Raw genomic sequence first — 12,699 nt, 5'->3', positions numbered from 1 at the left:
ATATTGACGTGGACGTAATGAAAGAGTTGATCTATCAATCCATCACATTTTTGCAAAACATGTATCCTGAAAATTCATGAATGGTTATTGTGATGGTTCATCACAACAATAAATAAAGATTAACGGGGGAATAATTATGGAACAATGGGTGGAAAATCTTTTTACAAAAGAGGTTTTGGAGGATGCGGCAACACGATACGGAGCGGATGCAACGGACGCCAAGAAGCTAGGGGATTTCGAGAATTATGTGTATGAGGTGAAAAGGGATGGCAAGCCATTTATATTGAGGCTGACACACTCCTCGCATCGTTCAAAATCGGAAGTAGAAGGCGAACTGACGTGGATTAACTTTCTAAACGGTCACGGAATCAACGTGTCACTTGTACATAWGTCTGTAAAAGGTGAACTCGTCGAAGAATTATCGGTTGGTGATTCTTATTTCTATGTCTGCTTGTTTGATAAGGCACCTGGAACTCCAGTTAAAATGAAGGATCCTCAATTTGGGCCGGAACTTTTTGAAAAATGGGGAGCTATTACAGCGAAAATGCACTTAGTCACCGAAGATTATGAAGCGTCGGGGACAGAGCGTTTAAGTTGGGAACAGGATGATTTAATTGAGCTCGACAAATATATTGATCCCGTAAAAGATCAAGCAATTGTTGAAGGCAATCGCAATCTTGTCGCGGAGATTCAACAATTGCCACAAACAAAGGAAACATTTGGTTTGATTCACTCGGACATACATCCTGGCAACTTCTTCTACCATGACGGCGACATTCACGTATTTGATTTTGATGATGCGATGTATTTTTATTTTGTGAGCGATATTGCCATACCGGTCTATTACACAACGTGGGGGAAGTACGGAGAAGAATCGCTTGAAACACGTTCAGCTTTTGGGACTGAAGTATTGACTCATTTCCTYAAAGGTTATATGAATGTAAGAGCCATACCGCTAGAATGGATTGAGCGTTTGCCTTTATTCTTGAAGATGCGCGACTATACATTGTATGGCGTTTTCCACAAGAAGGTCGACCTAGCCAATAATGAACGTGTAAATGAGCTCGTAGTCGGTATCCGCAATCGTCTAATTAAGGACGAACCGATTGTCGACTTGGATTACCGGGCGATTTGGGAACAATCATTACAGGCCCAATTAAACAAATAGAAACTAATATACGAAACTCGCTACGTTTGCGGGCGGGTGTATCTGGTGTGTGGTGTCGCCATTTGAAGCTGAGCATGAGTATTCTAACGAAGAAATAGAAAAGGAATTAGAAGAATTTAATAAATAACATGCTAACGGGTGCGTTCGTATTATAAGGTCAACCAGTTTTTACTGGTTGACCTTATTTTTATAGGATTTAAGATATCAGTAGCCAGGGTAGGATATACGGGTGCGTGGGACGATGATCCCGTGAACTAAACTGTTCACCCCCTACTTGTAGAAGCATGTTTAGTTCTATAAGAATCACTAAAAAAATCAAACTGTTTTATAAAAACTGTATACTAAATCACCAGAAAAGAATCCATTTTGATCAATCTTTATTTCAAAGCTACATTAGAATATCTAAGACGGTCCTTCTTATATCGATTACATTTACGATCGTTCTTTTTGAACAGCTGATAAAGGGGTGCAGAATTTTCAAAAGTTCTTCTGTTCCAACTACTATCCGCTTGAAACAATAACGAATCTATTTATTTCCTCCTTTCATACTTTTTTAAAAAATTTAATGCAAATTTCGCAATATTCATACTTTTATCTAGATAAAATAATGTATAATCATAATAATATTTCGCTAATTATACTTAATAGACATTTATTTTAATAGAAAGAAGGGGATAGAGCATGTGGATACATACACTGTTATTAAATGCATTCATTATTATCCTTTGTATTTTTTGCTATCAAATATTTTGGTTAGATAAAGATGGTAATAAAGTGCGTAATAAGGTATTAATTTCCTTTCTTTCATCAATTTCTACTGTTCTTTGTATAACGTTCCCCTTTAGTTTTCATCTAGGATATATTTATGATTTACGGCTTATTCCTATCATTTTAGCCTTTCTATATGGAGGTTTAAGAAGCTTTACTTTTGTCACCTTTGTATATCTTTCTTACCGTTTTTACTTAGGAGGAAACGGCTTTTTCCCATCATTTATTATTATGGTTATTTTGTTCGTTTCTATTATTGTAATATTTTATTTTGTTGTACCGGCTGAGTTAGAGAAAAGGAGAAAATTCTTCGGCACACTGCTAATTCTTATTAGCACTAGTACTTTTTCTGTTTTTGCTATAATGACCGAAATAAAAATAGATGGAACGCCCGGCTATGTTCGTATGCAATTTTTATGCAGTTATATAGTAATCAATATCCTTACGGGATTGTTTTCTATTTATTTAATTGAAGGAATGATTGAAAAGTATAAAATGAAAGAAAAAATTCAAAGGGCAGAAAAATTTTATGTGATAAGTGAATTGGCCGCCTCTTTTGCTCACGAGATTCGAAATCCACTAACAACTATATCTGGATTTATACAGTTGGTTCATAAAAATGAAATCTCGGAAACACATAAGGATGAGTATTTACAAGTCATTCTGCAGGAGTTAGAAAAGGCACAGCTCATTATTGACGATTATTTATCATTAGGAAAACCACAAAATAATGTTAAAGACTCATTAGATATTAGGCTAATTGTCAATCAAGTTATAAATAATATTTCACCGCTAGCAAGCTTACATAATATTGAAATCAAAAGCTGTATTAATGATTCACTTTCTATAAATGCAAATGCCGATAAAATTAAACAGTGTTTAATTAACATAATAAAAAACGGGATTGAAGCCATGGCAAATGGCGGGATGCTACGAATTAATGTAAAAAAGGGAAAGAATAGTATTGTAATTGAGATTATCGATTCAGGAATTGGAATGTCTCCTGAGGAGGTAAAGCGAATCGCCATGCCGTTTTATTCATTAAAAGAGGAGGGGACTGGCCTCGGCACTATGATTGCATATGGAATTATTAAAGAATTAAACGGGGATATAGAAATAAAAAGTGAAAAAGGGAAGGGAACATGTTTTTCAATTATCATTCCTTCATCATAAAAGAGTCTGACAGTGTATCACTTTTATTTGGCTAAATCCCCAAGACAGGTTGGATATTTATTCATTGAACTGGGAAAGTGAAACCGCTATTGTGGCAACAAACCTATTTATGAAACCGTTGGCGTTCGTGCCTGCGGTTTTTTTAACCTCTTTTTTAGATCAGTGCAAATTTCTTAGGGTTTTTTTGAGGGAATGCTAATTTGTTTAAATAATAAAAAAACGAAGAGATCTCAATCTCTTCGTTTAGATGACTAAGTCATCCACCTATATCGTTTTCCCCGTTGTCTTCTAACATCGGGTCCTCGACTTCAATATCATCCTTTTTATCATCCTCACCGCAAGCACCTAATAACAATGCAGCTGCCAGTGGCATGGCTAGAAATTTAGCTTTCGCGTTCATGATTAACCTCCCTTAGAAATTTACATATGTATAGTTTTACCCAATTTCTCTTATCTAAACTCCTAATTCATAAACCGAGCTGTTGAAGATGAATAAAGAATGTTTAGAAGAAAAAATACAATAGAGCATTAGATAATGCGAAACGCGAGTATGTATGCATTTATGGTGCATATAATAATAAAATGAACAGAAAATGATAGCGTTTTCATTTATATTTATTAAATAAAATGAATAAATAATATTATCCGAATTGTGTATTAACGCTGTTTTGTGATATACTTTCCAAAATTGAAAGTGTGCATACAGTGAAGAACCCCTTCATGAAAAGAGTGAACATCTTTCAGCAGATTAATAGAAAGGAGATGTTATCATGACGAAGTTTGGATATCCCGCACCTCAAGGTTTATACGATCCTGAGCAAGAGCACGAAGCTTGCGGGATTGGGATGCTTGCCAATATCAACGGTAGAAAGACACATGGTATCGTACAGAATGCCATCAACATGCTTTGCAATATGGAGCATCGCGGTGGGCAATCCGCTGACACGAGTACAGGAGACGGAGCTGGGATATTAACGCAGATTCCCCATCGTTTTTTTAAAAAACAATGTGAGAAGGAGAACATCGTGTTGCCTAGAGAAAGCGAATATGGTGTTGGCATGGTTTATTTACCTAAAGATCACGATTTGCGCATGAAAAGCAAAGAAGTTTTTGAGCAGATTATTGCTGAAGAAGGTCAACTGTTTCTGGGATGGCGTCCTGTTCCAATCAACGACTCATTTGTAGGGAAAGTGGCGGCAAAAACCAAACCTGCCATTAGGCAATTATTTATTCAAGTATCTGAAGATATTAATAATCTAATGGATTTTGAACGAAAGCTTTATGTGATTCGCAAGCGAATTGAAAAAGAGTTAGCAAGTGTGAAGGGCTTTGAGGATGTTTACATTTGTAGTTTATCGACGCGCACTATAGTCTACAAAGGCATGCTGATCCCCGAACAACTTGATTCGTTTTACATCGACTTAAATCATCCGGAATTTAAATCCGCTTTAGCACTTGTTCATTCCCGCTTTAGTACAAATACCTTCCCGAGCTGGAAGAGATCTCACCCGAATCGATATWCCATCCACAATGGTGAATTTAATACATTAAGAGGCAATGTCAACTGGATGCGCGCACGTGAGCAACTATGCGAATCGGAGTTTTTCAGTCAGGAAGATTTGTTAAAAGTATTACCTATCATCGATGCTGACGGCAGTGATTCGTCGATGTTCGATAATTGCTTTGAATTTTTACATCTATCAGGACGTTCCTTGGCCCATACAGCTATGATGATGGTACCCGAACCTTGGTCGAATGATCAGACCATCAAAGAAGAAAAACGTGATTTTTACGAATACCACAGTACATTGATGGAACCATGGGATGGCCCGGCTGCACTGGTATTTACAGATGGCAACCAAATCTGTGCGTGTCTTGATCGAAATGGACTGAGACCTGCCCGTTATTATGTAACTAAGGGTGGCATGATTGTCCTGGGATCCGAAGTTGGCGCATTGGATATTTTCGCCGATGATATCGAATACAAGGGAAGACTTGCGCCTGGTAAAATTCTTTTGGTTGATTTGGAAAAAGGAACAATCATTCCGGACGAAGAAATTAAACTACAAATTGCTTCTGAACAGCCATATAAAGAATGGCTGAAAAATATGAAAGATTTAGAGGATTTACCTGAAGCAGTGGAACAACCACCCGTGTACATGTGTGAAGAACTGTTAAAACAACAGCTTGTATTTGGCTATACAAGAGAAGAACTCAATAAAATCATTAAGCCCCTCGTAATGGAAGGCAAAGATCCAGTCGGTTCCATGGGCTATGATTCCCCACTAGCCGTTTTATCGAAAAAACCACAATTACTCTATAACTACTTTAAGCAGCTCTTTGCTCAAGTAACAAATCCACCCATAGATGCCATTCGCGAAAAAATCGTGACGATGGTCGATACCACGATAGGTGCTGAAGGGAACTTGGTAAAACCAGGTCCAGAAAGCTGTAGGCATATTCGTTTGAAAACACCGGTCCTGACAAATCAACAACTCCAAAAACTGAGAACGCAACAAATGGAAGGCTTTAAATCCATTACATTCTCGACGCTGTTTGACGCAACATCAAGCGAAAGTAACGAATGCAATTTAGAAAAAGCACTCGACTCATTGTTTGTTAAAGCTGACCAGGCAGTTCAAGCAGGACATACGTTGTTGATTCTATCCGATCGTGGCACGTCGGAAAAATATGCAGCCGTTCCGGCACTACTTGCGGTATCGGGGTTGCATCATCATCTCATTCGCCAAGGTACGCGTACAAAAATTAGTATTTTAATAGAGTCAGGAGAACCGAGAGAAGTTCATCATTTTGCTACCTTACTCGGTTACGGTGCCGAAGGTATCAATCCATATTTAGCATTTGATTCAGTAAGAAGCCTGATGGATAAAGGTGAAATCGCCTTGGAGTCCTTTGACCAGGCAGTAGCTAACTATATCCATTCAGTAACAGACGGAGTCATTAAAGTCCTTTCCAAAATGGGGATTTCTACGATTCAAAGTTATCGTGGTGCTCAAATTTTTGAAGCGGTTGGCATTCACATGGATGTCATCGAGAAGTATTTCACACGAACATCTTCACGACTTGGTGGAATCGGCATCCAAATGATTGAAAAAGAAGTGCTTATGCGTCATGAAATGGCGTTTGGCGAAAATCGTGGGAACAAGCAGGCTCTGGAGGCTGGTGATGAATTCCAATACCGTGCGAACGGGGAAGACCATCAATACAATCCAAGTACCATCCATACGCTTCAACATGCTTGCCGTACAAATAACTATGACTTGTTCAAAAAGTACACGAAATTGTTAACTGATGAAACAACTAACTTACAATCATTGCGTGGACTTTTAAAATTTAAGAAAGTACAGTCCGTGCCGATTGAAGAGGTAGAATCCGTTGAGACAATTTGTCGACGCTTTAAAACGGGTGCCATGTCGTATGGATCCATTTCGAAAGAAGCACATGAAGCATTGGCGATTGCCATGAACCGCGTAGGCGGAAGAAGTAACACAGGTGAAGGCGGAGAAGATATCGACCGTTACACACCTGATTCAAATGGAGATTCCAGACGAAGTTCAATTAAACAAGTGGCATCAGGCCGATTTGGGGTGACGAGCCATTACCTTGTCAATGCCGATGAAATCCAAATCAAAGTGGCTCAAGGGGCAAAACCAGGTGAAGGTGGGCATTTGCCTGGCAAGAAAGTATATCCGTGGATTGCAGAAGTCCGTGGCTCTACACCTGGGGTTGAACTCATTTCACCTCCACCGCATCACGATATCTATTCCATTGAGGATTTAGCCGAGCTTATTCATAATTTGAAAAATGCTAATCCACAAGCACGTATCAGCGTTAAATTGGTATCCGCTGTTGGGGTGGGAACAATTGCTGCTGGTGTTGCAAAAGGAAGAGCAGACCTTGTATTAATCAGTGGATATGATGGCGGTACGGGGGCGGCACCTCGTACGAGTCTGAAACATACAGGGCTGCCATGGGAAATCGGTTTAGCTGAAACGCACCAGACCTTGCTATTAAATGGACTTCGTGATCGAATCGTTGTGGAAACAGACGGGAAAATGATGACCGGAAGAGATGTAGTATTGGCCACACTTCTCGGAGCAGAAGAGTATGGATTCTCGACCGCTCCACTTGTAGTTCTCGGCTGTGTCATGATGCGTGTATGTCATATGGATACATGTCCAGTAGGAATTGCGACGCAAAATCCTGAACTGCGTAAGAAATTTACGGGGGATGCTGAACATGTCGCGAACTTTATGCGTTTTGTTGCCACTGAAACGAGAGAGCTGATGGCTGAACTTGGTTTCAGAACAATCAATGAAATGGTGGGACGCACAGATGCACTTGAAGTAAACGAAGCGATTGACCATTGGAAAGCGAAAGACATCGACTTGTCCGCACTCCTTTACTCACCTAATCTGCCAGCAAAAGTAGGTCGCTATCACACAGTAGACCAAGACCATGATTTAGAGAAAACGCTCGATTTCCAGGAGCTGATACCGATTTGTCGATTCGCCATCGAAAAACAACAACCAATCGAATTTACAACAGCAATTCGAAATATTAACCGGGTAACCGGAACAATGCTCGGCAGCGAAATCACACGACGATACGGTGAAAAAGGACTACCTGAGGATACCATTCGTCTGACGTTAAAAGGATCTGCAGGTCAAAGCTTTGGTGCATTTATTCCCCGGGGAATAACGCTTCGACTCGTTGGAGATTCGAATGACTTTGTTGGAAAAGGATTGTCTGGCGGGAAAATCATCGTTCATCCCGATCCAGTGGTCACATTCCCACCCGAGAAAAATATTATCATCGGTAACGTTGCTTTTTACGGGGCTTCAGCCGGGGAGGCATATATCCAAGGAGTCGCTGGAGAACGTTTCTGTGTCCGTAATAGTGGTGCCGACGTAGTGGTAGAGGGAGTTGGCGATCATGGCTGTGAATATATGACGGGTGGAAAAGTGGTCGTTCTTGGCTCAACCGGACGCAATTTCGCTGCAGGGATGTCTGGTGGTGTAGCGTATGTCTTTGATGAAGATGGAACATTCCTATCCAAGTGCAATGCGGAGCTCGTTCATATCCAGCCAATTGAAAATAAAGAAGAGTTGAATGAGGTCTTCTCAATGATTGAAAAGCATGTGGAGTATACAAGCAGTGGACTGGGCAAACGCATTTTAACTTACTGGGAGAAATACTCATCACAATTTGTGCGAGTTATTCCGAAATCCTATTTAACGATAAACGATCGAATCAAAGAGCTTCACGATAGTGGCTTAACGGTATTCGATGCACAAATGACTGCATTTGAGGAAAGTAAAAAAGTAGGAGCGGAAAAATAATCTGGCGAAAAGGAGGGATACGATGGGAAAGCCAACTGGATTTATGGAGTATGAGCGTCATTCGCAACGAGAACGTGAACCGCAACATCGTGTAAAGGATTGGCAGGATTATACTGCACCGATGACGGAACAGGAAGTGCAGATACAAGCAGCACGCTGCATGGATTGCGGAGTGCCTACATGCCATACAGGAACTGAAATCAACGGGGTGACATCCGGTTGTCCGGTATATCACTTGATACCTGAATGGAATGACCTTGTTTATCAGGGGCAATGGCAGGAAGCCTTGAAGCGTGAACATGAAATGAACAACTTCCCTGAATTTACAGGTACAGCTTGTCCAGCTCCATGTGAAGGTGCGTGTGTCCTTGGAATAAACGAACCTCCTGTTGCCATTCGTACCGTAGAACGTGCCATTATCGACAGAGGTTTTGAAGAAGGTTGGGTCGTTCCCGAGCCCCCCGAAAAACGTACAGGAAAAAAAGTAGCGGTCATCGGATCTGGACCAGCTGGTCTTGCTGCGGCAGCGCAATTAAATAAAGCAGGGCACTGGGTAACGGTTTTCGAACGTAACGATCGCGTAGGCGGATTGTTGACGTATGGAATTCCTGAAATGAAATTGCCATACGAAATGGTGGAACGACGGGTTGCCTTATTAATTCAAGAAGGCATTACGTTCATTACCAAAACAGAAGTTGGAAAGAATTACCCTGTTGAAAAACTACAAACTGAGTTTGATGCGACCATTTTATGTGGAGGGGCAACGGTTCATCGTGACATCCAATTGGAGGGTCGAGAATTAAGAGGCATTCATTTCGCCATGGACTTCCTTCATGCCAATACTAAAAGTTTGCTGGATTCAAATCTTCAAGATGGCAATTTCCTTTCAGCGGAAGGCAAAGAGGTCGTTGTAATTGGGGGTGGCGATACAGGGACAGATTGTCTGGCGACAGCCGTTCGTCATGATTGCAAAAGTTTAACGCAGTTTGATATTTACGATAAAAAAGGTGCGGTGCGTGACGAGTYGGGTAATCCTTGGCCACAATATCCCATCATCCATCGTATGGAGTATGGCCAAAAAGAGGCGGCCAGTAAATTTGGAGAAGACCCACGCGCCTATGCCGTTCAAACCACACATTTTGTAGGGAACGAAGATGGTCACGTCAAAGAAGTTCATACTATTAATGTAAAACTCCGCATCGATGAAAATGGAAACCGTGTCCGCGAAGTAATTCCCGGGACCGAGAAAGTATGGCCAGCTGATCTTGTTTTGCTTGCCATAGGGTTTAATGGTCCGGAGCAAGGACTTCTTCAGCAATTGAATGTTGAAACAAACCGAAACTCTACGGTCAAAGCGGAATACGGCAAGTATGCAACAAATGTAGAAGGTGTTTTTTCTGCAGGTGATATGCGTCGCGGGCAAAGCTTGATTGTATGGGCCATTAACGAAGGGCGTGAGGTAGCGAGGGAATGTGATCGCTACTTGATGGGAACAACAGTACTGCCATAGGTATACAAATAGGGGTGTACTTCCACAATGGAAAGTATGCTCCTTTTTCATTTTACACACGTCACATCTGATGGCAGGTGTAGCTTAACCTTTGTCGACATGTTGCACTTTTGCCTTTTACTCAGTTTGAATAATTAATGCAAGAGTGTATCCATGTATTACAGCATTAAAAGAATTGTATAGGTATATCCAAATGTTGGAAACATGTTAAACTGGTAATAGGGGGAATTAACATGAATGGATCAAGAGAAAAGATGTTGTCACTTACCGATTTGAAGATGAATTACGGAAATAAATCCGTCTTAAAAGGAATCAATTTGGACGTTTACCGAGGTCAAATCATTGGCTATATTGGGCCGAATGGAGCAGGGAAAAGTACCACCGTTAAAATCATGCTGGGCCTGATTAATGGATACAAGGGAAAAGTGGAGATTTTCGGTCAGGATATTACTGACGGTGACATTACATATAAGAAAAAAATTGGCTATGTTCCTGAAAATGCGGAACTGTATGAGACCTTAACGCCACGGGAATATTTGACGTTCACAGGTGAGCTTTATGGACTTGATCGAAAAGAAGCAGAGCACAAAGCACTCGACTTGCTGAGGGATTTCGGACTGGAGAAAGTGTATGACAGCCGCATCTCTTCCTTTTCGAAGGGAATGAAACAAAAAGTCTTGATTATCTCAAGCTTGTTACATGACCCGGATTTATTATTTTTCGATGAACCGTTGAGCGGGCTTGATGCCAACAGCATGATGGTCGTCAAGGAAATGATCACATTGCTTGCAGCTGCAGGCAAAACCATCTTCTATTCGTCCCACATCATGGATGTCGTCGAAAAAATCAGTACTCGAATCATCCTTCTAGTGGAAGGTGAGATTGTAGCAGATGGAACGTTCGAGGAGTTGGTCATGCAAAGTGAACAAGGGTCTCTAGAAGACATTTTCAATCAATTGACGGGTTTTAATGAACATCGGAATATTGCCTTACGCCTTGTCACGACAATGGCGGGGGGACAACAGCATGGATAATTTTCGCTCACTGAGAATGCTGGATGTATTTCGTAAATTGTTCATAGCAGTAGGTATTGATTACGACGTCATGCGAAAAATTCTTCAATTGAAGCTTACGATGGATGACCGTCGTGTACCAACCATTTTCGATGGAGCCAATCCAGAAGAAGGAGAAAATCACTTCCTGAAATCATTGGGCATTTATGCACTCTACGGGTTGATTTTGATTCCCTTCATCCTGCTGGGTGAAAACTATATGATTCAATTAAGCCTGGTTTTCGGCATCATCATCTTCATCCTAATGACCACCATGATCACCGACTTTTCAACCGTTTTGTTGGATTTAAGGGATAAAACCATGTTGAATAGCCGACCGGTTGACAATCGGACCGTCCAGGCGGCCAAAACCATTCATGTGCTAATTTATATGGTGTCAATTACCTGTGCTTTTGTTACTGTTCCGGTAGCTGTCAGTTTGTTCAGCCAAGGTCCCTTATTTGCTCTGTTGTTTGTGGGGGTCTTAATTTTTGTTAGCCTGTTCGTTGTAGTGTTAACGGCACTGTTATATTTGTTGGTGTTGAAATTTTTTGATGGCGAGCGTCTTAAAGACATCATCAACTATGTCCAAATCATCTTGAGCATCGGTATCTTCTTGGGGTACCAACTTGTTGGGAGGTCAATTGAGTTCACCACATCAGGATTTATTTATCAATTCGACTGGTGGCATCTCTTTGTTCCTGCCTTCTGGTTCGGTGCCCCATTCGAACTGTTGTTGCGCGGGGATTTTTCCACACCATTGATTGGATTATCCATCCTAGCCTTACTGGTTCCGGTTATTTCATTGATTGTTTACGTGAAGATGATGCCTTCATTCGAACGGAATTTGCAGAAGTTGCTGACTCACTCAACCAAAAGCAAGAAGAGATGGAGTGGCGTTAACGAATTCTGGGCAAAGATTCTATGTCGAACAAATGAAGAACGAGCGATGTTCCGTTTTGCAGGATTGATGATGGAGAAGGACAGGGAATTCAAACTGAAGGTTTATCCGGTATTGGCCTTGTCCCTTTTCATCCCCTTCCTATTCGTGGTGAATCAAACCCGCTTTAGTTCCATGGAGGAAGTTTCAAGTGGGAACGGATACTTATCAATTTACTTCTGTAATTTTATGATACCTGCAGTCATTCAAATGCTCCAATACTCAGGAAACGACAAAGCAAGCTGGATATTCAAGACCACTCCCCTTGAGYAGATTACGTCAACATATAGCGCGACACTAAAATCGTTCATCGTGAAACTATACATGCCAATCTTCCTTGTCGTCAGCATTGGTTTTACTTGGTTGTTTTCGGTCAGTCTCCTGCCGCAGTTGGTCATTATCTTCCTAGCTGGTATTGTACAGACTCTCGTGACCTACAAACTGCTCGACAATGAGATTCATCCGTTTTCTAAGTCGTTCAAATTCATTAAAGAAGCCAAATCCGCCAAAACCTTATTGCTCGCTTTAGTCACCGGACTCTTTTACGGAGCTCATCACTTAGCATTGAAGGTCCCTTACGCATTACCCATCTATTTTATTCTCCTACTGGGAGCTGTCGTCATCGGTTGGRCACTCATCTTCCCGAAAACATCTTCAAAGCCTTTGGTTAGATGAGAAAAGCTGGGTCTGGGTGTCAGGCACCACACTTGTTGGATTTGTAGCGA

7 protein-coding genes are annotated in these 12,699 nt (G+C 41.0%); 6 read left to right on the top strand and 1 reads right to left on the bottom strand.

Annotation, left to right across the window (positions count from 1 at the left end; translation table 11 throughout):
• The first annotated feature begins 136 nt into the window (after positions 1-136).
• Positions 137-1,168, top strand: a complete 1,032-nt coding sequence (locus tag AC1DSB_RS01795) for a phosphotransferase enzyme family protein (RefSeq protein ID WP_477585602.1) — start codon at positions 137-139, stop codon at positions 1,166-1,168.
• A 681-nt stretch (positions 1,169-1,849) separates the two neighbouring features.
• Positions 1,850-3,109: an ATP-binding protein gene (locus tag AC1DSB_RS01790; protein WP_477585600.1), complete on the top strand. Its 1,260-nt coding sequence runs from the start codon at positions 1,850-1,852 to the stop codon at positions 3,107-3,109.
• Positions 3,110-3,365: 256 nt separating this feature from the next.
• Here the strand turns inward: AC1DSB_RS01790 and AC1DSB_RS01785 are convergent, their stop codons facing one another.
• The gene (locus AC1DSB_RS01785) at positions 3,366-3,509 is read right to left on the bottom strand and encodes a hypothetical protein (RefSeq protein WP_477532993.1); all 144 of its coding nucleotides are present in this window, start codon (positions 3,507-3,509) and stop codon (positions 3,366-3,368) included.
• A 370-nt stretch (positions 3,510-3,879) separates the two neighbouring features.
• Between AC1DSB_RS01785 and gltB the strand changes: the two genes are divergently transcribed.
• The 4 genes from gltB to AC1DSB_RS01765 all read left to right on the top strand — a co-directional run bounded on the left by gltB (position 3,880) and on the right by AC1DSB_RS01765 (position 12,649).
• Complete coding sequence (gene gltB, locus AC1DSB_RS01780; RefSeq protein ID WP_477585598.1) at positions 3,880-8,472, top strand: glutamate synthase large subunit; 4,593 nt, start codon at positions 3,880-3,882, stop codon at positions 8,470-8,472.
• A gap of 22 nt (positions 8,473-8,494) precedes the next feature.
• Entirely contained in the window at positions 8,495-9,982 is a 1,488-nt protein-coding gene (locus AC1DSB_RS01775; protein WP_477585596.1) for a glutamate synthase subunit beta, read from the top strand.
• Positions 9,983-10,215: 233 nt separating this feature from the next.
• Positions 10,216-11,016 (top strand): ABC transporter ATP-binding protein, encoded by an 801-nt coding sequence (locus AC1DSB_RS01770; RefSeq protein WP_477532499.1) that lies wholly within the window; start codon positions 10,216-10,218, stop codon positions 11,014-11,016.
• Positions 11,009-12,649: a hypothetical protein gene (locus tag AC1DSB_RS01765; RefSeq protein ID WP_477585594.1), complete on the top strand. Its 1,641-nt coding sequence runs from the start codon at positions 11,009-11,011 to the stop codon at positions 12,647-12,649. Before AC1DSB_RS01770 ends, AC1DSB_RS01765 begins: the two co-directional genes overlap by 8 nt.
• Positions 12,650-12,699 lie beyond the last annotated feature (50 nt).

The sequence above is a fragment of the Paenisporosarcina sp. P4_E4_2 genome (assembly GCF_056401595.1).
The sequence above is the reverse complement of the archived record's forward strand: the minus strand, read 5'-3'. Positions and strand labels throughout refer to the sequence as shown.

Coding starts and splice junctions, on each gene's coding strand:
- AC1DSB_RS01790 (WP_477585600.1), top strand. CDS start 1,850: ATGTGGATACATACACTGTTATTAAATGCATTCATTATTATCCTTTGT.
- AC1DSB_RS01785 (WP_477532993.1), bottom strand. CDS start 3,509: ATGAACGCGAAAGCTAAATTTCTAGCCATGCCACTGGCAGCTGCATTG.
- AC1DSB_RS01770 (WP_477532499.1), top strand. CDS start 10,216: ATGAATGGATCAAGAGAAAAGATGTTGTCACTTACCGATTTGAAGATG.